The sequence below is a fragment of the Archangium violaceum Cb vi76 genome (assembly GCF_000733295.1).
Lineage (GTDB): Bacteria > Myxococcota > Myxococcia > Myxococcales > Myxococcaceae > Archangium > Archangium violaceum.
This window is the reverse complement of sequence record NZ_JPMI01000096.1, coordinates 14,733-36,039: the sequence shown is the minus strand read 5'-3', so window position 1 is coordinate 36,039 and position 21,307 is coordinate 14,733. Positions and strand designations below refer to the sequence as shown.

Sequence of the window (21,307 nt, the reverse complement as noted above, 5' to 3'; positions counted from 1 at the left end):
TGGTTCGCATACGGCAGAGCCTGCGGCACTCGTAGTCGACTACGATTGGTGTGGCACAAAAAACTACACCACTCGTAGTCGACTACGAGTGCCACCCACGAGTGCCCCACCCTGACAGGCCATTGTTACGGGGTCTCTCCGGCCTCGAGGGGCTCCGTCACGACCTCCACGGTGGTGGTGGTCATGAGCTTGTGGACGGGGCACTGGGCGACCGCGGCATGGAGCCGCTGCCTGTCCTGCTGGGACAGCGCGCCATGGAACGCGAGCTTCACCTTGAGCACGTAGGTGCCCTGCCGCTCCTTCGAGTCGTCGCGCTCGATGTGGGTCTCGACGCGCTCCAGGGAGATGCCATGCTTCTTCGCGTACCAGTGGGCCGTCAGCGTCTTGCAGGCCGCGAGCGAGGCATCGAAGTAGTCGTGGGGTCCCGGAGCGGAGCCCTGGCCCCCGAGCGAGGGAGCGACATCGGCGTGGAAGGTGTGCTCGCCGACGCGGATGACCTGGCGAAACGCGCCGCTCCGCTCGGTCTGGCTCTCGATGGACATGGTGTCTCCTTCTCCTGCTGAGGGTGGGCGCTCCGGGACCTTGACGCCGGCTCAGGCCGCCTTCTCGGCGATCTGGGCCTTGACCGCCTGGATCTCGAGCGCGATCTCGATCTTCTCGCCGACGAGGACGCCGCCGGTCTCGAGCGCCTGGTTCCACTTCAGGCCGAAGTCCCGGCGGTCGATGGAGGTCTTCGCCTCGAAGGCGGCCTTGATGTTGCCCCAGGGATCCTTGCCGACGCCGAGCTGCTCGGCCTCGAGCACCACCTCGCGGGTGATGTCCCGGATGGTCAGCTTGCCGGTCACCCGGAGGCCGCTGTCCGGGGACTTCTCCACCTTCGTGCTCTCGAAGGAGATGACGGGGAACTTCTCCGCGTCGAAGAAGTCCGGCGAGCGCAGGTGGTCATCGCGCTGCTGGACACCGGTGTCGATGCTGGCCGTGTCGATGCGGACGGAGACCGAGGAGGCGGTGGGGTCCTGCTCGTCCAGCGACACCGAGCCGCTGAACTTCCGGAAGCTGCCGCGCACCTTGGAGATGACCATGTGGCGGACGGAGAAGTGGATGCCGGAGTGGGTGGTGTCGATATTCCAGGTCGCGTTGGCCATGTTCGTGTTCCTTGCCGGTGAGGCGTTGTTGACGAAGCAGAAGGTAGCGGTGGCCAGTGGCCCTGATTAGATGGGGCGGACTGGAAGAACTGTTCCACCCATGGAACAAACACGGGAACGGGACCCGACATGGACCTCAACGAGCTCCTCGTCTTCGCCAAGGTGGTGCAGGCCGGCAGCTTCACGGTGGCGGCGCGCGGGCTGCGGATGCCCAAGTCCACCGTCAGCCGGAAGGTGTCCGAGCTCGAGGAGCGGGTAGGCGCGCAGCTGCTGCAGCGCACGACCCGCAAGCTGCGGCTCACGGACGTGGGGCAGGCCTACTACGAGCACTGCGCGCGCATCGTGGCCGAGGCGGAGCTGGCCGAGCTGGCCGTCACGCGCATGCAGTCCGCGCCGCACGGGCTGCTCCGGGTGACGGCGCCGCTCACCTTCAGCTTCCTGGGGCCGATCGTCGCGGAGTTCCTGAAGCGCTACCCCGAGGTGCAGGTGGAGCTGGTGTGCACGGACCGCTCGGTGGACCTGATGCAGGAGGGATTCGACCTGGCGGTGCGCGCGGGACGGCTGGCCGATTCCTCGCTCATCGCCCGCAAGCTCGGAAACGTCGAGCGCGTCGTGGTGGCGGCCCCGAGCTACCTCCAGGAGCGGGGAGTCCCCAAGAGCCCCAAGGACCTCGAGCGGCACGACTGCCTCGTCTTCGGCGCGGGGATGGAGGGGAACGCCTGGACCCTGCACTCGGGAAACAAATCGGTCCAGGTGTCCGTCCGGGCGCGGCTCGTGGTGAACGAGCCCGACATGCTGCGGGCGGTGGCGGTGGCGGGCGCGGGGATCGCGCTCGTGCCCACCCAACCCTCCGACACGGACCTCACCACGGGACGCTTGCGCCGCCTGCTGCCGGACTGGAGCTCCTCTGGCGCGCCGGTGCACGCCGTCTATCCGAGCACCCGGCACCATTCGCCCAAGGTGATGGCCTTCGTGGACTTCCTGCGCGAACGCTGGCCCGAGAACCAGGCGGGGACACCGTGACGGCGGCGCCCCCGATTCCACCCATGGAACAATGTGTCCCATGATGGGGGGCTAACGCGGAACGGCCGACGGCCACAGGATGGGCGTCACAGGAGGAGCAACGCATGAGCAGGGAAGACACGAGCGACACGAGGCAGCACCCGGAGCTGGAGACGCTCATCGTCACCCGCACGCGGGACCTGGGCGACGGATTCGAGGTGCGGCGGGCGCTGCCCTCGGCGCAGCGCCGGATGGTGGGGCCCTTCATCTTCCTCGACCAGATGGGGCCGGCGGTGTTGCGAGCGGGCCATGGGTTGGACGTGAGGCCGCACCCGCACATTGGCCTGGCCACCGTCACCTACCTCTTCGATGGGGAGATCCTCCACCGGGACAGTCTCGGGGTGGTGCAGCCCATCCGGCCCGGCGAGGTGAACTGGATGACGGCGGGACGAGGCATCGTCCACTCCGAGCGCACGGCCCCCGAGACGCGGGCCGCGGGCGGGAAGCTCTTCGGCCTGCAGGCGTGGGTGGCGCTCCCGAAGAAGTACGAGGAGACGGAGCCCGCCTTCATCCACCACGCCGCCGACACGATGCCCTTCCACGAGGGCGAGGGCGTGAGGATGCACCTGATCGCGGGAGCGCTCTACGGCAAGCGCTCGCCGGTGAAGACGCTCTCGGACATGTTCTACGCGGACCTGGCGCTGCAGGAAGGCGCGGGCCTGGTGCTGCCGGCCGAGCACGAGGAGCGAGCCCTCTACCTCGCCGAGGGCACGGTGGAGCTCGACGGGACGGAGTTCAACGCGGGTGAGCTGCTCGTGTTCCGCCCTGGGAGCGAGATCGCGGTGAGGGCTTCCTCGCCGGTGCGGATGGCCTTCCTCGGCGGCGAGCCGATGGACGGTCCCCGCTACATCTTCTGGAACTTCGTCTCGAGCTCGAAGGAGCGGCTGGAGGAGGCGAAGGCGGACTGGAAGGCCGGACGCTTCGCCCGGGTCCCGCAGGAGACGGAGTTCATCCCGCTGCCCGAGGAGCCCGCGCCCGTTCGCTATCCGTAGAGCAAGCAAGCTCAGCATCTCTCGGGCTTTAAGAAGGTGAACAACTCGGGGAGTCCCTGCTCGGGAGCGATGGCCCCGTGGGACGATGCGACACAATGCCGCACGAGCGGGTGGATCCGCCCCTGCTATGGCTGGCATCACCTGCTCCGCTGGCCACGTCCAGCGCATTCCGAGGTGGAAGATGAAGCTCCTGAAGAGGCCTCTGCCGGCGCTGTTCCTCCTGTCCGCCCTCCCCTTGCTCCAGGCGTGTGGAGGCGACGGCTCCGCGGAGAAGAAGTTCTCCGTGCGCTTCAGCCCCCAGGTGGGCACCCAGCCCCTGAGCTGCTCCGCCAGCTACCCCAACATCGGCAAGACGGGCACCACCATCGAGCTGCTCGAGTTCAAGATGTACGTGCGGGACGTCACGCTCGTGCGCGCCAACGGGGAGAAGCACGCGCTGAAGCTGGACCAGGACGGCACGTGGCAGCGCGACGCCATCGCCCTGCTCGACTTCGAGGACGGCACCGGCACCTGTGACACCGGCAGCCCCGAGACGCGCATGGAGGTGGTGGGCCGCGCACCGGACTTCAATGACTACACCGGCCTCGAGTTCAAGGTGGGGCTCCCCGAGGAACAGAACCACCTGGACGGCGCCACCGCTCCGGCTCCGCTCAACTCCCCGGGCATGTGGTGGAGCTGGAAGGGCGGCTACAAGTTCGTGCGCCTGGATGTGCGCAGCACGAAGAACGCCACCTGGTTCTTCCACCTGGGCGCGTCCGGCTGCACCGGCAGCACGGCCGAGGGCTACACCTGCGCCTCCACCAACCAGTCGACCGTGGCCCTGAGCGGCTTCGACCCCGAGGCCAATCAGGTGGTGCTCGACCTCGCGGCCCTCTATGCCGACTCCGACCTCGACCACTCCGTGGACTTCAAGACGGACAACATCGCCGGCTGCATGTCGAGCCTCTCCGATCCCGAGTGCGCCGCGCTCTTCTCCCAGGTGGGCCTGACGGCGGAAGGTTCGCCGCGGGAGGTGCCCGCCTCCTTCATCCGCGTCCGCTGAACCGAGAGAAGGCACGCCCATGCACACCCCACTCCGTCCCCTCGCCAGGACCCTGTCCCTGCTCGCGCTGGCGGCCCTGACGCCCGCGTGTGACCCGGGGGACGAGCCGCCGCCCACGCCACCGGCGCCCGTGGAGCGCCCGGCCTCCCTGGACGTCCCGATGAAGAGCCAGCGCAACGGCACCAGCCACCGGGCGGGCGAGAACTGCATGGCGTGCCATGGGCCCAACGGCCTGGGGCCGGGCCGCTTCACCGTGGCGGGCACGGCCGTCACGGGCGAACGCCGGCCCAACCCCAACACCACCCTGCTCATGACCACGGAGCGCAACGGTGGAGGCACCGTCGTGCTCACGCTGGAGGCCGACACGAACGGCAACTTCTACACCACCGAGCCGGTGCCGTTGCCGGACACGCCCCTCTTCCCGAAGGTGATGAACGCCACCTCCGAGGCCTATAATTTCATGCCCTTCTCCACGGCCTCGGGTGCCTGCAACATGTGCCACGTGGGACGCCTGCCCGTGTTCCTCGAGTGAAAGGAGTTCCTCCAGGATGACCTCACGAGCCCTGTTGTCGTGGAGCACCGCGGTGCTGTCGGTGCTGTTGCTCACCGCGTGTGAAGAGGAGAAGAAGCCCTATGCGTGGCAGCTGCCACCGGGCTTCCCCGAGCCCTTCGTGCCCGCGGACAACCCCATGTCCGAGGAGAAGGTGGAGCTGGGCCGCCACCTCTTCTACGACGAGCGCCTGTCCGGCAACGGCACCATGTCCTGCGCGAGCTGCCACGAGCAGCAGCGGGCCTTCAGTGACGCCAAGGCGACGCCCAGCGGCTCCACGGGGCATGCCGTCCCGCGCAACTCGCCCGGACTGGCCAACGTGGCCTACCTCGCCACGTACACGTGGGCCAACCCCGTGCTGGACACCCTGGAGAAGCAGGCGCTGGTGCCGCTCTTCGCCGAGACGCCGCTGGAGCTGGGCATGGGCACGCGCCTGGCGGAGGTGCTGCAACGGCTCCGCGAGGACGCTCGTTACAAGGAGCTGTTCCAGGCGGCCTTCCCGGAAGACAAGGACCCCATCCACGAGGACAACGTCGTGAAGGCGCTCGCGTCCTTCCAGCGCACGATGATCTCGGGCAACTCGCCCTACGACCGGTACCTCCAGGGGGATTCCACGGCCCTGTCGGCGGCGGCCAGGCGGGGCATGGAGCTGTTCTTCGGCGAGCGCGCCGAGTGCTACCACTGCCACAGCGGGCCACACCAGACGAACTCGTTCCGCTCCAAGGACACGAAGCTGTCCGAGCGGGACTTCCAGAACACGGGCCTCTACAACGTGGATGGCCTGGGCGCCTACCCGGTGAACAACACCGGCCTCTTCGAGTTCACCAACAACCCCAAGGACATGGGGCGCTTCCGGGTACCACCGTTGCGCAACGTGTCCCTGACGGCGCCGTACATGCACGACGGCAGCATCGCCACCCTCGAGGAGGTGCTGGACTTCTACATGGCCGGCGGCCGCGAGGTGACGAGCGGACCGCACGCGGGCGATGGCCGGACGAACCCGCTGAAGAACCCGCTGGTGCGCCCCTTCGAGCTGGACGCCCAGGAGCGCGCCGACCTCATCGCCTTCCTGGAGAGCCTCACGGACATGGACTTCGTGAATGATCCGAGGCTGAGCAACCCGTTCGAGGAGTAGCGTCACACTCAGGGAGTGGGCGGCACGGTTTCACGCACGCGGGGCGTGACATGGGCGGGACTCCGGCATTAAAGACCGGGCTCCATGACGCCGTCGACCGCGCCACGAACCTGCCTCGTCACGCGCCGCGAGGAGTTGGAGCAGATCCTCCAATTGCAGGCCGTCAACCTGCGCGACCACGTCTCCGCCGAGCGGGCCATGAGCCAGGGCTTCCTCACCGTGGCCCATACGCTGGACGTACTGGAGCGGATGCACGCGCTCGCGCCCAGCGTCATCGCGAAGGATGGCGAGACGCTCGTGGGCTATGCGCTGGTGATGCCGGTGGAGGCGCGCGCCTTCGTTCCCATCCTGGAGCCCATGTTCCAGCTCCTGGAGACGCTGAGCTGGCGTGGACGGCCGCTGAGCGAGTCCCGCTATTACGTCATGGGCCAGGTGTGCGTGGCCGAGGCCTGGCGAGGACAGGGCGTGTTCGACGCGCTCTACCGCGAGCACCGCGCGAGCTACGGTGCGCGTTTCGACTGCACGGTGACGGAGGTGGCCACACGCAACACGCGCTCCATGCGGGCCCACCTCCGCGCGGGTTTCGAGCCCATCAAGACCTACCAGGACGCCACGGACGAGTGGGCCGTCGTCGTGCTGGGCCTGCGTGACGACGCACGGTAGTTTGTCTCTTCACCCAAGAGGGCATCACCCATGATGAACCACCGACTCACCCTTCCGACCCTGGCCGCGCTCGTCTTCCTGGCCGTGACCCCCGCGCTGGCGCAGAAGAGCATTCCGCCCGCGAAGGCTCCCGTCAGCCCCATGCAGATGGCGGCGAAGAAGCTGGATGACACCACGTACGTGAAGGTGACGTACCACTCGCCCCGCATCCAGGATCCGAAGACGGGCCAGAAGCGGGTCATCTTCGGCAAGCTGGTGCCCTATGGCGAGGTGTGGCGCCTGGGCGCGAACGCCGCCACGGAGCTGACCGCGACGAGCGACATCGAGCTCGCGGGCAAGAAGCTCCCGGCGGGCACCTACTCGCTCTTCACCATTCCCCAGGCGGACAAGTGGACGCTCATCGTCAACAAGGACGTCGGCCAGTGGGGCGCCTACAAGTACAACAAGGACAATGACGTCCTGCGCGTGGACGTGCCCGCGACGAAGAGCGCGGACACCTACGAGGCCCTCACCATCGCCTTCGACGAGAAGGGCTCCGCGCTGAACATCTCGTGGGAGAACACGCAGGTCTCCGTGCCCGTGAGCCCGGCCAAGAAGGGCTGAGCGCACACCCGCCGGGGCCTCAGTGCACCGTGGCCCCGGCGCCGGGCGGTTGCTCCCGCGGCCCGAACGCCGCCTGGCACGTCTTCGTGTAGAGATCGCGGAAGACGTTGTCCGGGTCCGTCAGCCGTTTCACGGCCTGCCAGGTCTCCTTGTTCCAGATGCTCCAGAAGGTCTGCTCGTCGTAGTAGTTGTAGGAGATGAGCGTCTTGGTGCCGTTGACCCGCTGCAGCTCGTCCTCGAACTCCTTGTAGACATTGCGGCCCGGCTGCTGCTCGAGCCCGTAGACCGCGAGGTCCAGGAACAGGGGATCCTTCACACCGGCCCACCAGCGGGGCGTCTGCCATTCGTAGTCCCGCATGCGCCGGTAGGGCACGCACCACACCGGGTAGAAGTGCATCTCGCGGTGGTACCAGTCCATGAACTCGGCCGTGCGCGAGAATGGAATGAACACGTCCACGATGACCGGTGGGTTCTTCTTCGGCAGGAAGCGGTGGAAGCGCTCCGCGGCCCTCAGCACGCTGTCCGAGTGCACCAGCTTGCCGAACAACGCCCGGCCCACGAGGCTCCTGGGCGAGACGTGGGTGACGCCCCGGTCGTAGCGGTAGAGGTAGTCGTAGAGCGTGAGGTAGTCCTCCGCCCGGCGAGGGATGCTCTCGCAATACGCCTTGAGCCAGTCATAGCGGCTCACGTACGGGGCGCGCTCCGCGAAGCGGCCCACGCACAACACGTGCTGGGTCGGAGAGAAGATCTGCCCGTCGAGGTAATCCACCTCCTGGGCGGTGAAGTGGCGCCAGATGGCCTGCTGGAAGGCCTCGAGCGTGGCGTACGTCTCGTACGTCACGTGCACGTAGGGCGCGGCGCGGATGAGCTTGAACTTCAGCTTCGAGAGCACGCCGAGCGTCCCGAACGAGCCGTGGAGCATCTGGAAGACGAGCGGGTTCTCCCGAGGAGAGCAGCGCAGCACGTCGCCCTTCGCGGTGATGAGCTCGTACTCCACACACGTGTCGTGGAAGCCCCCCTCACGAAAGGACATGGACTCGATGGAGCACCCCGCGACGGCGCCGCCCAGGGTGATGGTCTTGTGCTCGGGGACGATGATGGGCACGAGCCCGTGGCGCCACGTCGCGCGGACCACCTCCTCGAAGGTGACCGCGGGCTCGGCCGTGCACGTCATCGCCACGGGATCGATCTCGAGAATCTGATCGAGGTCGCTCAAGTCGATCTTCTCGTCGCCACGGCGCTGGTCGTAGCGCTTGGGCACCTGATGCGGCGGCGTCTTCTTCTTGAAGGACACGGGCCGCGTGCTCGTCCGCCGCCGCAACTGCCGAGCGATCCGCTCGACCTTCGCCTCGTGAGCCGGGTCCATTCGCATGCCATCCCTCCGCCTTGTGAGGGTGGGGAAGCTCCCAACGCCCGGGGAGGCAGGGCCCGCCCGGCCAGCCCTCGCCCGCCCGGTTGCCCTGCAAGCGCCTACGCCAAAAATGAATCCGGGTTACTCCGCGAGCGTGGCGCCCTCTTGCTGGAGCTGTTGGAGGACCTATTCATCGGAGTCGCCGGTACGCACCAGGCCCGAATCCAGCAGACGGGAGAGTGACTGGGAGGGCCCGGCCACCACATGCGCGACCTGGTCGGTCGTGGCCAATGAAATCCAACGCACGTCGCTGCCCCGCGCCCGTGCCAGGGCATTGAGGAAGGAGAGCACCGCCTCCAGGTCGTACCAGTCCCCAAACGACTGAGCCTTGATCTCGTAGCGCTTGCCCCCGCCCCAGGCGATGAGCCGGTAGGTGCCCGTGCCAGCCTGTTCCTCCTCGAACGTGGGAGGCACCTCCTCGAAGAGGACGCCCGACAGTGCACCGGGAGCGAGCGCGGCCAGTTCCCGCAACAGGGAGTCGTGCTCGTTGGGGAACTGGCCCGTCTCCACGTCGAAGACGAGGGCCCGTCCTCGCCAGAGGAGCATCTCCTCCGCGGTGAGAGCGGACTCCTCGGCGATGAGCCTGCCCGGAACAGCCCTCAGGCCGAGCCCATCCAGATAGGCCCCGAGTGCCCCGGAGGCGGGAAAACGCGTGAGCGCGCGCACCGTGTCCCGCATCTCCTCCTGCAACGGCCGGGAGTCCCACGCCTTCGCCACTTCCACGGCCTTCTCGCGCGACAGCGTCGCGAGGGCTTCGAGGCAGCGGACCGCGTGCCAATCCTCTCCAGAGAGCGCGCTGGCGCGGCTGGCGAGCAACTCGATGCGCTCGGCGCGCGGAACCTCCTCCCGCAGTGCGAATTCGCCGGGAGAGAGCAGTTCCTGGCGAAACTGTTCGCGCGGGTCGGCGGGGACCTCCGGACGCGAGCGCTCGTCGCGTTCGCACAGGGGCTCTCGTCCCTGGGCACACAGCGCCTGGAAGAGGGCGCGTGCCTCGGGGTGGCTCTGCCGGTACATCGCCGCCGCGAGGTCGTCTCGGAGCGAGGCATCGGCCGCCCCGGCATGGAGCTTCAGGAGCGCTTCCGCCGCGCGCGGAGAATCCGTCTCACCGAGCAACATGGCGGCCATCCGGGCGTTGATGAGGAACGGGGCCTCCTTCTCCCGGCGCACCACCTCGGAGGCCGCGCGCTCCAGCCTGGGCGAGAACGGCACGGGGGTGGAGGAGCGGAAGTCACGCCAGCGCCGTCTGTCCAGGTAGGAAACATAGGCGAAGGCGGGAGCCTCCTGCTCCTCGAAGAGTGCCTCCACCTCCGGCTCCTGGCACCGGGCGAGCCCGAACCACACCACCTCGCGCGCGGTGGCGGAGCGCTTCGCATCGAGCACGACGCCACGCGCCCACGCGCAGCGCCCCATACCGCAATCGTAGAAGAGGTTCGCGTAGGCCCTGACAACCTCCGAGGTGCTGGCGCCCGAGGCCACTGCTCGATCCACTGACGCGACCAACCGCTCGCCCATGTCGGGGTCCCCCGCGCACAGAGCATCCGTCACGAACGAGCGAGGAGGATGCTCCGAGGTCCAGGCGTACTCTTCACCCCGGCTGAGATCCGGCAGGGGTGCCTGGAAACGGGAGGGGACTTCGCTGTCCCGTACGTCCATCCGCGCGTAACGCCAGGGCTCCACGGGAGTCGACGCAGCTCGAGGCTCCGGACGTACGGTCGCCGCGCTCGTGCAGGCGTTCGTGCCGCAAGAAAGGGCGAAGAGCAGGAGCGTGGGCAGGGACATCCGCGAGAGAAGGGGGTGGTTCATGGCGGGTGGCACCCTAACTCCGCGCGCGAATGCGTGGCGTCTTTCCAGCGATTCTGGAGAGGCCGCTTTCTGCTCCGCGTCATGACGAACCGCGTCGAGCCTCGCGTGCCACGAGGAAGAAGCACATGTTTGACATGGTGATTTTTTGGTTGTTACTTTGTTCGAGAAGAAAAGAAAGTTGCTCGAGGGACGTTGGGAGCACCGGACAAGGAGCCCGCCCCGTCGCAGCAACTTCCGCCGTACCCCACCCTCACCGGAGCGTGAATTGCGTGATGACCCCACGGAATCGCCTGGTCGTGTCCTCGCTGTTGCTTCTAACGGTCCTCGTACAAACGGCTTGTGACCCGGCCGCCGCCACACTGACGGGTGTGAGCGTGACCCCGGCCAACATCACCCTCGCCGCCGGCGGCACCCAGCAGCTCACCGTCACCGGCACCTATAGCGATGGCTCGACGAAGAGCCTCACGGCGAACGCGGCCTTCACCTCCGATACCCCCGCCACCGCCACGGTGAGCAGCCCGGGTGGCCTGGTCACCGCCGTGGCCGCCGGAACGGCCCGGATTACCGCGACGGTCTCCGGCAAGAGCGCTTCCACCAGCGTGACGGTCAGCTCCTCGTCGGCGACGCTCTCGTCCATCGCGCTCGGCCCGAGCCCGGCCTCCGTGGCCCAGGGGGGCACGCTCCAGCTCACCGTGACGGGCACCTACAGCGACAACTCCACCCGGCCGCTGACCGCGGGCGTGTCCTTCTCCTCCGGCGCGGAGGGCATCGCCACCGTGAACGCCTCCGGTGTCGTCACCGGCGTTTCGGTCGGCAGCGCCACCATCGCCGCCGGGACGGGAGGTCTGACCACGACACTGGAGGTGACGGTCACCGAGGCGCCGCCCCCGCCCGGCGCGAACCAGATCGTCTTCTACGACGGCAATGGCGCGGACGTGAGCTTCGCGGACTTCGGCGGCGCCGCCAACAACGTCACCGTCGACGCCACCGAGACCTTCAACGACCGCAAGGTCATCAACTTCCAGGTCACTGGCAGCGGTTCGTACTCCGGTGGCGCCTGGGTCACCTCGGCGCCCCGCGACCTCTCCGCCTACAACGCGCTGACCTTCTGGGCGAAGGCGAGCAAGGCCGAGACGCTCAACGTGACGGGCATCGGTAACGACGCGGGCGCCACCTCCGGTACCGGCTTCGGCAGCGAGCGGGCCGCGCTCGCGCTCACCACGTCGTGGCAGAAGTTCACCATCCCCATCCCCAACCCGGCCAAATACAAGAACGTGGGAGGCCTCTTCCACATCGCCGATGGACCCGACAACTACACCCTCTATCTCGCCGACATCATCTACGAGAACCTCGGCGGCGCTACCCTCGGCGCGGGCACGGCCTCCATCGGCAACGGCAACGCCAACACGGGGTCGGTGGCGACGGGTGGAACCTTCACCATCGCCGCGGACCAGAACCAGGTCACCTTCACCGTCGCTGGCGACCCGGCCAGCCCCGTCACCGTGAAGCCGGTGGCCAACACCTTCTTCGACCTCACCTCCTCCAACGCGTCGATCGCCTCGGTCAGCAGCAGCGGCGTCATCACCGGCGTGGCCTCGGGCGGCCCGGTGACCATCTCCGCCACGCTGGGTGGTGTGGCGGCCAGCGGTTCCTTCGCCATCACCGTCACCGGCGTGCTGGCCGAGCCGACCACGCTGCCTCCCGCGCCCACCCATCCGGCTGGGGATTCCGTGTACTCGCTCCACAGCTCCGTGACGGGCGGCTACACGGGCACGGCCTCCGACCAGAGCGCCAAGGTCAACACGTGGCGGACGGATTGGAGCGCCGGAGCCGGTGGCGAGCCGTTCACCATCACCACCGGCGCGGGCAGCGCCAGCCCCCGCAAGTACGTCTTCACCAACCCGTCGGCGACCTTCATCGGCATCGAGTTCACCGGTGCCAACCAGATCGACGCCGCGGGCCGAGGGCTCACCAGGCTGCACCTGGACCTGTGGACGCCGGACAACGCCACCAACTTCCAGGTGAAGCTGGTCGACTTCGGGCCGGACGGCGTCTACAGCGGCCCGGGCGGCGACGACACCGAGGGGACCGCCACCCTCACGGCCGAGTCCACGCCGCCGCTCGCCACCGGGGCCTGGCTGTCCTATGAGCTGACGCTGGCCAGCGACTTCACGGGCCTGGCGAACCTGAGCCACCTGGCCCAGATGGTCCTGGTCGCCCCCAACGGCGGCACGATGTACATCGACAACCTCTACTTCCATCAGTAGCAAGGGTGTCGTTCGCTGGCGCCGTGGCCTCGACGGGCCCGGCGCCAGCATTGCCTCCACGGCTCAGCGGGCGGCGGAGGGTTCTTCGAGCCGCTTGAGAACATTCACCGCGTTCTCGTTCTTGGGGTCCAGCTCCAGGGCGCGGCGGTAGTTCTGGATGGCCAGTTCCTTGTCACCGCTGGCCGCGTAGGCCTCGCCGAGACTGTCGTAGCAATTGGCGGCGGCGGGGAACATCTCCACGTTCAGCTTGAAGAACTCGATGGCCTCCGGAACGCGCCCGGAGCGCAGGAGCCCGTAGCCCACCCGGTTCAGCTCCGTTTCGGAGAAGTCGTACTGGGCCTCCTTCGTCTTCTTCAGCGTGCGGTACTTGGCGATGGCCTCGGCGGCGGAGCGCTTCTCGAGCGTCTCCATCACCACGTCACCGATGGGCGCCCGGGCCTGCCGGGGGGCCACGCCATGGAGGATGCTCAGCACGCCGCCCGCGATCTCCTGGAGGCTGCCGCCCCGCGACGTGTTGTCGAGGAGGATGACGACTTCCTTCCGCTCGGGCGCGCGGACGAGCAGCGTGTTGAAGCCGTTGATGCCACCGCTGTGGAAGATGCCCGGGGTCATCGTCTTGCCGTCATGCAGGCGGAGCGGGCGGATGGACCAACCGAAGCCATAATGCTCCAGGCCCGGTGTGAACATCTTCTCCTTGAGTGGCGCGGGCAGCAGGGTGTCGAGGTAGAGCGCCCGGTCCCAGCGGTAGAGGTCCTCGACCGTCGAATACAGTGAGCCGGCGGCATAGGGCAGGGACATGTCGATGTAGGACGCGTTGGCGTATCCGCCCGGAACGGGCTCGTAGCCGCTGGCCCGCTTGGGAAGCACCGTCGCGCTCACATCGAAGCCGGAGTCCTTCATTCCCAGCGGCCCGAAGATGCGCTGCTGCAAGGCCCGCGCATACGTCTGCCCCGTGAGCCGCTCGATGATGGCGCCCAGCAGGAAGTAGCCGGAGTTGTTGTAGGAGTACTTCGTCCCGGGCTCGAACTCCAGGTCACCGCTGCAGGCCTTCTGCACGAACTCCGACACGCCGTAGGGGTCGCGTGCATCGTCCTTGAAGGACCTGGCCGACGTGAAGCTGGGGATGCCGGAGGTGTGGTTCAGCAGGTGGGTGATGGTGACGCGGTCTCCGGTGTCCTTCCGGTAGTCCGGCAGGTGCTTGGAGAGCGGGTCATCCAGCCCGAGCTTCCCCTCGGCGGCGAGCTGCAGGATGACCATGGCCGTGAAGGACTTCGTGATGGAGCCGATGCGGAACTTCGTATCGGGCGTATTCGGCACGTTCCATTCGAAGTTCGCGGAGCCGTAGGCCTTCTTGAGGATGATGCCGTTCTCGTCGGCCACGAGCAGCGTCCCGTTGAACATGCGTAACTGATGGAACCGGGTGACATATTGGTCCACCTCCTGCTTCCGCGACGCCGCCTCCGCGAGCGGAGCCACCAGCACCAGGGCCACCAGCGCGCCCACGGCGCGCCCATTCATCCAACGCATCTCGTCCTCCTCACAGGTCCGTGGGATACGGACCCGCCCCGCGGCGATTGCACGGACAAACCCTCGAGAAAGGGCCGGATTGTCGCGATGCGTATCGCACAGGGGCACGAAGCCGCGCAGAATAACAGGTGAACCGTCCGTGTCCGTCGAGACCAGGGGCAGCCGGGCGGCGTGGAGGCACACGAATGGAAGTCAAAGGCGTTGCGTTCCTGGCCCGGCAGGCCCATGCGGAGCAGACCTTCGGCGCGGAGAGGTGGCGCGCGTTCCTCGCCGAACAGGCGAAGAGAGACCCCATCTTCACCCAGCCGATGATGCCGGTAACACGCATCCCGGCGGACGCCTTCCTGCGGCTCAACGACGCCATGACCCAGCAGTTCTACGCGGGGGATCCGCAGGCCTACTGGAAATACGGCCTCAAGTCCGCCGAGTACGCACTGGGCCAGGGCCAGCTCAAGCCGATCTTCAGCAAGGGGGAGCACCGGCGCTTCGCGCTGTACACCCCGGGCATCTGGAAGGGCTACTTCACCCAGGGCGAGCTGGCGGCACAAGTCCAGGGGGACGTGGCGGAGCTGCGCATCACGGGCGTGCCCCAGCCACACATCTACTTCGAGCTGTCGGTGATGGGCTTCGCGTCCGGCGGGCTCACCTATCTGAGTGGCAAGGAGGTTTCACACGAGGTGCTCAAGGGCTTCAGCCGGGGCGACCCGGAGGTCGTCTACCGCTTCACCCTGCCCTCCTGAGCCAGACAGCGTCTTCCAGCCTCGCAGGCAGGAGCATGCAATACATCCAGGAAAGCGACGCGCGCGTTGAATGACGCAACTGGCCATGAGCCGGGAACCTGAGAGGGCACGATAAACTGTTATCGTCGTCCTCCTTCCCCCGGAGATATCGATGCCGCGTCACCCCCACTGCCTCGCCGTGCTCACGGCGCTGGTGTTCCTCGCAGCGTCAAACGCCTCGGCACAAGCCCTCCAGGACGGGCCACCGCCGCAGCACCGGCTCGTGTACCGCAACCTGATGGTGGCCCGCCTCAACCCCCTGGGCCTGCTGGACGAAGCACGGATCAACTACCGCTACCGGCTCTACCGCAGTGAGTCACCCGCGCTGCGCGACAACTTCGTGAGTGTCGGCCTCGCGCCCGCGCTCAGCCCCGCCTTCGGACGGCTCGGGGTCGTGGTGGAGCTCCAGCCCCTCAGCATCCTCCAGCTCTGGGGCATGTATGAGTTCATTGGCAACTTCGGCACCTTCCGGCAGCTGCAATCCTTTCCCTCGGCGCTCTCGAACTTCAGCGACACGGAGCTGGATGGCCTCGACAAGCTCCCTACAGGAGACACCCGGAGGCCCTATTCCAACATGGGCTCGCAAGTCACGCTCGGCGCCACACTCCAGTTCAAGGTGGGTCCGGTGGTGGCGCGCAGTCTCTTCCGGATGGTCCGCCCCGACATGTCCCTGCGCGACGGGAACCGCGTCTTCTATGACATCTACTACGACGTGCTCGCCCCCAATCAGGGTTGGTATTTCGTCAACGATGCCGACGTGCTGTACCAGACGGGGCGTGGCCTCACGATCGGGCTTCGGTGGGCGTCCTCGCACGCCTTCTACGGTCCGAACCACTTCGCTCCCGGCGAGCTCCAGGCGAATCCCAACACGACCCACCGCGTGGGCCCCGTGGTGGCCTACACCTTCGCGGAGCGGGACGGCGCGCAATTCAACTCGCCCACCGTGCTGCTGATGGTCAACTGGTGGCTCGCCCACCGCTACCGCACGGGCACGGACTCCTCTCCGTTCTTCCCGTACCTGGCACTCGGATTCTCCTTCTCCGGCGACCTGATGCCCGTGGCCTCCGCCTCGGAGCGGTAGGCCCGGCGCCCGACCCCATGTCAGAGCCCTGCACTATATGGGGCGGCCTCCCCATCGGAGGAATCACACCATGAAGCGTATCGTGCTTGCCCTCGCCGTGCTGCTCCCCACCCTCGCCCTCGCCGCCGAGGCGAACGCCCCCGCGAAGTCCGCGCCCAAGGACTCGAAGTTCCTCGTCGACTACCTCTCCCAGACGCAGAAGGATTTCCTCAAGTCCATCGACGGGCTCTCGGAGGCGCAGTGGAAGTTCAAGCCCTCCCCCGAGCGCTGGTCGGTCGCGGAGGTGGCCGAGCACATCATCCTGTCCGAGGAGATGTTCGGCGAGAACCTCACGGGCAAGATCCTCAAGACGCCCGCCGCGACCGCCGAGCAGAAGGCCAAGACGCAGGGGCTCGAGGACAAGATCCTCCAGGGCATTCCGGATCGGACCACCAAGCACAAGGCGCCCGAGAAGCTCCAGCCCGCGAGCAAGTTCACCTCCGCCAAGGACGCGGCCAAGGCCTTCAAGGACCGGCGTGACGCGAATATCGCCCTGGCCAAGACGACGCCCGAGAGCGAGCTGCGCAGCCACGTCAGCGGTCCGTCGCCCATCGGCGAACTGGACGCCTACCAGTGGATGCTCTTCATGGCCGCGCATGGCAAACGGCACGTCGCGCAGATCGAAGAGGTGAGGACCGATCCGAGCTTCCCGAAGAAGTAGGAAGCCCGCGCCTGACACCGGGCCCGGGAATGTCCCGGGCCCACCTGCCTTCCACCTCAGTGCTGGATGCGCTCGAACAGCTTCAGCTCCTCACCCCCGATGGTGCTCCGGGGGCAGGGCTCGGCGTAGGCGGACCGCGCCTTGTTGTCCTGCGGAGGCGCGAAGCCCCCGTGGCACGTCATGCAGCTGGCGCAGGTCTCGCTGACGATCTTGGAGACCGACTTGGAGCCGTTCAAGCAGGTGGTGCGGACACCCGAGCTGTCGATGACCATGGGCCAGGCCTTCACCATGAAGGTGTGGTTGACGCCGCAGCTGACGCCTCCGTTGCTGAAGTACCAGGTGCCGGAGGCGCCGGGCCGCTCCTCGTAGGCGACCTTGACGTTGTCCACGTAGTACTCCAGCAGGACCGCGTTGGAGGAGGTGGACACCGTCCAGCTTCCACTTCCGGCCAGCTCGCCCTCGAAGATGCTCGCGCCCGCCAGGGTCAGGCTCGTGACGCTCAGCGAGGAGCACAGCTCGGACTCCTGGACGCCCAGGGGCTCCGTGGACTCGATGGGGACGGGCTCGAGGCCGCCGCCACAGCCTCCCAGCAGCAGTCCTGACAGGAGGGAAATGAGCAGGGGTCGGGTCGGAAATCGGTTCATTGTCAAGGCTCCTTTAGAATGGGAAAGCGCGACAGAACCGTATTGTACAGAATAACAGCGCCAATGGCATGGATGGATGGGGCGACAGGCCCCTGGGCGGAAATATTTGGAAATCGAGAAGCCGTGAAGCGCCTGTTCACGTGGATGTCGATTGCCGTCGTTGTGTATTCGAGCACTCCGGCACTGGCGCAGGACTTCCGCACCGCTTCGCCCAGCCACGACGCCAGCGCCGTGCACCAGCGGGACCGCCATGAGCGCGACGCCCGCGAGCGCCGGGAACGCGAGGAGCGGGAGCGGGCCGAGCGCGAGCGCCGGGAGCGGGCCGAGCGTGAGCGGGCGTCCCGGAGTCATCGGAATGTGCACGAGGCCTCCGGGGTGCACCGCTAAGCAGGTGAGCGGAAGTTCCGTGACACAAGCTGCCGCGTGATGGGCTCGCTGACAACCTGTCAGCGAGGCAGGACTCTCTCGGGCCTGAACGAATCGCCATCCTCCCCTCGTGCGCGAGCAGGGCGAAGCAGCTTCTCCGCCCCGGCGGCGCTCGAGCGCTTGCGCCGCGTGGCCCCCGGCATCGAGGCGGAGTTGATTGCCGGAGCGGGGCACGATGTCACCCTCGTGCAGGCCGAGCGGGTCACCGCCCGCCTCATGTCCCTGTTCGAAGCGAAGCCGTGCGGAGTAACCTCGCGCCCCGCATGAGACGAACGCTCCCGTTGCTCCTCCTCCCGTTGTTGCTGGCCAGTTGCGAATGGGTGGCCGACCCCATGTCCTTCACCCGGGAAGAAGTTCCCCGGTTCAAGGCCCGGGCCGAGCATCCCGCACCGGCAGCGAATCCCACCTCGCTCAAGGTGATGGCGTGGAACGTGAAGTACGGTGCCTGCCGCATCGACTTCTGGTTCGACTTCTGGGGAGACCGCGTCCAGATGTCCGAGTCCGAGGTGACGGATTGTCTCACCCGGGTGGCGGCGCTCATCCGCGAGTATGACCCGGACATCCTCATGACGGAGGAGATCGAGGTCGACTCCAAGCGCAGCGCCTATGTCGACCAGGTCCGCTTCCTGCTGGAGAACACGAACCTCCGCTACGCGGCCTACATGTCCACCTGGAACTCGCGCTTCGTGCCGTCCGAGGGCGTGGGCCGCATCAACCTGGGCAATGCCATCCTCTCGCGCTACCCCATCACCAAGGCCGAGCGCATCCGGCAGGAGGACCGCACGGATCAGGATCCGCTGACGTCGACGTTCTACATCAAGCGGGCCATTGGCCGGGCCGAGGTGGACGTGGGCAACGGCCGGACCATCGCCGCGTACGTGGTGCACACCGAGGCGTATGACCAGGACGGCACCAAGCAGAAGCAGATCCAACAAATCCATGAAGTCCTCCGGGCGGAGACGCTGCCCTGGGTGATTGGAGGAGACTTCAACGAGCTGCCGCCCGTCTGCGACGAGCGCGCGGCGGCGGGGACCCCCGAGTCCTGTGTGGGCAAGCTGCGGCTCTCGGGCTTCCTGGACGAGCGAGAGAGCAGCCAGGGCACCGAGTTCGAGCAGCCGCCCTACACGCCCAGCGTGATGAAGCGCTTCTATGACGACTTCGAGCCTTCCATCTCCCTGGCCCGCTACGGCGTGGGCGAGGAGAACCAGCGGCGCTACTTCACGCACTCGGTGCTCGGACCGGACAGCATGAATGACCAGGGCCTGCCTGGCACCTGGAGCCGCACGCTGGACTATCTCTTCATCCGCAAGGGCGAGGTGTGGACGGACACGGACGTCATCCAGGGACCCGGGCGTCTCGAGGTCCAGGGCGATGCCAGCCGTCTGTCCGACCATGCCCCCGTCGTGGGTACCTGGAGGCTGCCATGAGAGCCCTGTTGATGGCCGTGTTGTTGAGCGGCGCCCTGATGAGCAGCACCCCGGCCTCGGCGCAACCGCCGCCGGCCTGGGACACCGCGGACGTGGGGCCCCGGGGCTCCTGGAGCGTGGGCGTGTTCAACCCGCTGCGCATCGCGGTCCACGACAGCGTCGAGCTCCAGACCCACCCGCTCCTCTTCTTCGTGGCGCCCAACGTGGATGCCCGCTTCGCGCTGCTGCGCTCGCCCCTGCGGCTGACGGCCGAGGCCGGGCTGTCCATGCCCACGCTCGCCATGCGGCTGGTGAAGGGCTACCTCTTCCCCAGTTGGGGCACGAGCCAGAACGACATCGGTTGGATGCTGATTCCGCGGGCGGGGCTGTTGCTCTCGGGGAACGTGCTCGAGCACGACGTGTGGACGCTCCGGGCGGATGCGACCTTCCGGATTCCGCTCGGCCCCAACAGCGCCACGCCCCTCAACTTCTTCCTCACGCCGTTGGACCTCGTGCTCGCGGCACCGCTCACGGGCTTCCGCTCGCGGGTGGGCGGCGCCTATGACCACGCCTTCAACGATCGCCTGCGCCTGCGCGGAGAGCTGAACCTCTATGTCACCGGCTCCCAGGGCAACCTCATCGTCTCGGGCCGGGACGTGGGGGCCATCGCCTCCGTGTCTCCGCTGGTGCTCACGGCCCATGTGGGCGTGGACATCGCCGTCTCCGAGCACAGCCGCATCACCGCCGGCGTCCTGTGGGCCAACGCGGACCAGGGCGCCACGCGCCTGATCGAGGGCGCCGATGGCTTCAGCGAGCGCGTCCGCGTCCGGAGCAACGACTTCCTGCCGACGCTGGACTTCATCTGGCAGGGGTTCTGAGCTCCCACGAGGGCCCGTCCTCCGAGTGGACGGGCCCCATCGGGGGTGCGCTCTCGCCCGGGCGGGGAACTACATCCCGTGCCGGGCGATGAGGGCCTCCGCCTCCGCGGGATGACGCTTGCACTCGAGCAGCGCGCGGAGCACGAGCGGCGCGACGATGGTCGCATCGGACTCGATGACGAACATGGGCGTCGTCTCCGTGAGTTTGTCCCAGGTGATCTTCTCGTTGGGGGTCGCGCCGGAGTACGAACCGTACGAGGTCGTCGAGTCGCTGATCTGACAGAAGTACGCCCACGGCTTCACGGGCTGGGCGAGGTCATACTTGATCGACGGCACGACACAGATGGGGAAGTCCCCGGCGATGCCGCCGCCAATCTGGAAGAACCCGATGCCCTCGCCCGCCGAGAGCTCCTGGTACCGGCCGTAGAAGTCCGCCATGTACTCGATGCCGGACTTCACGATGCGGGCGTCGCACTCCCCCGTCTTGACGTACGAGGCGAAGATGTTGCCGAAGGTGGAGTCCTCGTAGCCCGGCACGACGATGGGCAGCTTCGCGCGCGCCGCCGCGAGCAGCCAACAGGCCTCCGGGTCCCCCTCGTACGCCTTCGGCTCGATGGCCTGGATGACCTCGTAGAAGTACTCGTGCCAGAAGCGGCGCTCGCCGTTCGCCGTGGCCCGCTGCCACATGGGCACGATGATCTTCTCGACCGCACGGAACGCCTCGTCCTCGGGAATGCTCGTGTCGGTGACCCGGCGCATCCGGTCGGCGAGGATCTTCGTGTCGTCGCTCTTGGTGAGATAGCGGTAGTTGGGGAAGTCCTTGTAGCCGTGGTGGGCCACGAGCCGGAAGAGGGACTCCTCGAGGTTGGCGCCGGTGACGGACAGGCCGTGGATCAGCCCCGCGCGGATGGCGGGGGCGAGCGTGATCCCGAGCTGGGCGGAGGACATGGCTCCGGCGACGGCCCAGAACATCCGGCCCCCCGCGGAGATGTGGCGCCAGTAGGACAGCAGCGCGTCGCGGGTCGCGCGCGCATTGAAGTTCTTGTAGTTCGTGAGAACGAAATCGAGGACGGGGAGCTGGGCATCGGACACGGTCTGCCTCCAGTCAGGGAGTCAAGACTCGGACGACGCCACGGTTGGAACGCCATCCGAGGACGCCCTACGGCAACGACGTTTCCGTCGTGCCGCCATCG

21 protein-coding genes are annotated in these 21,307 nt (G+C 67.4%); 14 read left to right on the top strand and 7 right to left on the bottom strand.

Annotated features, from left to right (window positions below; genetic code table 11):
* Nucleotides 1-125: 125 nt before the first annotated feature.
* Entirely contained in the window at nucleotides 126-542 is a 417-nt protein-coding gene (locus Q664_RS15125) for an OsmC family protein (RefSeq protein ID WP_043395058.1), read from the bottom strand.
* Nucleotides 543-593: 51 nt separating this feature from the next.
* A complete protein-coding gene (locus tag Q664_RS15120; protein WP_043395057.1) occupies nucleotides 594-1,145 on the bottom strand; it encodes a YceI family protein in 552 nt (183 codons plus the stop codon).
* Between the two features lie 129 nt (nucleotides 1,146-1,274).
* Between Q664_RS15120 and Q664_RS15115 the strand changes: the two genes are divergently transcribed.
* The 7 genes from Q664_RS15115 to Q664_RS15085 all read left to right on the top strand — a co-directional run bounded on the left by Q664_RS15115 (nucleotide 1,275) and on the right by Q664_RS15085 (nucleotide 7,192).
* The gene (locus Q664_RS15115; protein WP_043395055.1) at nucleotides 1,275-2,168 is read left to right on the top strand and encodes a LysR family transcriptional regulator; all 894 of its coding nucleotides are present in this window, start codon (nucleotides 1,275-1,277) and stop codon (nucleotides 2,166-2,168) included.
* Between the two features lie 104 nt (nucleotides 2,169-2,272).
* Entirely contained in the window at nucleotides 2,273-3,199 is a 927-nt protein-coding gene (locus tag Q664_RS15110) for a pirin family protein (protein ID WP_043395053.1), read from the top strand.
* 181 nt (nucleotides 3,200-3,380) lie between these two features.
* A complete protein-coding gene (locus Q664_RS15105; RefSeq protein WP_052518130.1) occupies nucleotides 3,381-4,241 on the top strand; it encodes an MbnP family copper-binding protein in 861 nt (286 codons plus the stop codon).
* Nucleotides 4,242-4,260: 19 nt separating this feature from the next.
* On the top strand, nucleotides 4,261-4,773 hold the full coding sequence (locus Q664_RS15100) for a hypothetical protein (RefSeq protein WP_043395052.1): 513 nt from the start codon (nucleotides 4,261-4,263) through the stop codon (nucleotides 4,771-4,773).
* 16 nt (nucleotides 4,774-4,789) lie between these two features.
* The gene (locus tag Q664_RS15095) at nucleotides 4,790-5,926 is read left to right on the top strand and encodes a methanobactin export MATE transporter MbnM (RefSeq protein ID WP_043395050.1); all 1,137 of its coding nucleotides are present in this window, start codon (nucleotides 4,790-4,792) and stop codon (nucleotides 5,924-5,926) included.
* Nucleotides 5,927-6,010: 84 nt separating this feature from the next.
* Nucleotides 6,011-6,589: a GNAT family N-acetyltransferase gene (locus Q664_RS15090; RefSeq protein WP_043395048.1), complete on the top strand. Its 579-nt coding sequence runs from the start codon at nucleotides 6,011-6,013 to the stop codon at nucleotides 6,587-6,589.
* A 30-nt stretch (nucleotides 6,590-6,619) separates the two neighbouring features.
* Nucleotides 6,620-7,192, top strand: coding sequence for a DUF2911 domain-containing protein (locus Q664_RS15085; protein ID WP_052518129.1), 573 nt, complete (start codon nucleotides 6,620-6,622; stop codon nucleotides 7,190-7,192).
* Between the two features lie 19 nt (nucleotides 7,193-7,211).
* On the opposite strand, the gene Q664_RS15080 is transcribed toward Q664_RS15085, so the two are convergent.
* Entirely contained in the window at nucleotides 7,212-8,564 is a 1,353-nt protein-coding gene (locus Q664_RS15080) for an FAD-binding oxidoreductase (protein ID WP_052518128.1), read from the bottom strand.
* A gap of 165 nt (nucleotides 8,565-8,729) precedes the next feature.
* On the bottom strand, nucleotides 8,730-10,406 hold the full coding sequence (locus Q664_RS15075) for a hypothetical protein (protein ID WP_152622116.1): 1,677 nt from the start codon (nucleotides 10,404-10,406) through the stop codon (nucleotides 8,730-8,732).
* Between the two features lie 368 nt (nucleotides 10,407-10,774).
* Between Q664_RS15075 and Q664_RS52125 the strand changes: the two genes are divergently transcribed.
* Nucleotides 10,775-12,673: an Ig-like domain-containing protein gene (locus Q664_RS52125; RefSeq protein WP_052518127.1), complete on the top strand. Its 1,899-nt coding sequence runs from the start codon at nucleotides 10,775-10,777 to the stop codon at nucleotides 12,671-12,673.
* Nucleotides 12,674-12,736: 63 nt separating this feature from the next.
* Here Q664_RS52125 and Q664_RS15060 read toward each other — a convergent pair whose 3' ends face one another.
* Nucleotides 12,737-14,191: a serine hydrolase gene (locus tag Q664_RS15060; protein ID WP_481954998.1), complete on the bottom strand. Its 1,455-nt coding sequence runs from the start codon at nucleotides 14,189-14,191 to the stop codon at nucleotides 12,737-12,739.
* A 194-nt stretch (nucleotides 14,192-14,385) separates the two neighbouring features.
* On the opposite strand from Q664_RS15060, the gene Q664_RS15055 reads away from it, so the two are divergent.
* The 3 genes from Q664_RS15055 (at nucleotide 14,386) to Q664_RS15045 (ending at nucleotide 16,760) form a co-directional block, all read left to right on the top strand.
* The gene (locus Q664_RS15055) at nucleotides 14,386-14,940 is read left to right on the top strand and encodes a hypothetical protein (protein ID WP_043395042.1); all 555 of its coding nucleotides are present in this window, start codon (nucleotides 14,386-14,388) and stop codon (nucleotides 14,938-14,940) included.
* A gap of 151 nt (nucleotides 14,941-15,091) precedes the next feature.
* On the top strand, nucleotides 15,092-16,060 hold the full coding sequence (locus Q664_RS15050) for a hypothetical protein (RefSeq protein ID WP_052518126.1): 969 nt from the start codon (nucleotides 15,092-15,094) through the stop codon (nucleotides 16,058-16,060).
* Nucleotides 16,061-16,130: 70 nt separating this feature from the next.
* Nucleotides 16,131-16,760, top strand: coding sequence for a DinB family protein (locus Q664_RS15045; protein ID WP_052518125.1), 630 nt, complete (start codon nucleotides 16,131-16,133; stop codon nucleotides 16,758-16,760).
* A 56-nt stretch (nucleotides 16,761-16,816) separates the two neighbouring features.
* On the opposite strand, the gene Q664_RS15040 is transcribed toward Q664_RS15045, so the two are convergent.
* Nucleotides 16,817-17,404 (bottom strand): hypothetical protein, encoded by a 588-nt coding sequence (locus Q664_RS15040; protein WP_043395038.1) that lies wholly within the window; start codon nucleotides 17,402-17,404, stop codon nucleotides 16,817-16,819.
* 123 nt (nucleotides 17,405-17,527) lie between these two features.
* Here Q664_RS15040 and Q664_RS15035 point away from each other — a divergent pair, with 123 nt between their 5' ends.
* From Q664_RS15035 to Q664_RS15025, 3 genes are all read left to right on the top strand, one after another.
* Nucleotides 17,528-17,791, top strand: a complete 264-nt coding sequence (locus tag Q664_RS15035; protein WP_043395036.1) for a hypothetical protein — start codon at nucleotides 17,528-17,530, stop codon at nucleotides 17,789-17,791.
* Nucleotides 17,792-18,093: 302 nt separating this feature from the next.
* Entirely contained in the window at nucleotides 18,094-19,257 is a 1,164-nt protein-coding gene (locus tag Q664_RS15030; RefSeq protein ID WP_084609909.1) for an endonuclease/exonuclease/phosphatase family protein, read from the top strand.
* Nucleotides 19,254-20,114, top strand: coding sequence for a hypothetical protein (locus tag Q664_RS15025; protein ID WP_152622115.1), 861 nt, complete (start codon nucleotides 19,254-19,256; stop codon nucleotides 20,112-20,114). Before Q664_RS15030 ends, Q664_RS15025 begins: the two co-directional genes overlap by 4 nt.
* A gap of 69 nt (nucleotides 20,115-20,183) precedes the next feature.
* Here the strand turns inward: Q664_RS15025 and Q664_RS15020 are convergent, their stop codons facing one another.
* Nucleotides 20,184-21,206 carry a deoxyhypusine synthase family protein gene (locus Q664_RS15020; protein WP_043395029.1) on the bottom strand — a complete coding sequence of 341 codons (1,023 nt, stop codon included), beginning with the start codon at nucleotides 21,204-21,206 and terminating at the stop codon, nucleotides 20,184-20,186.
* Nucleotides 21,207-21,307: the final 101 nt, after the last annotated feature.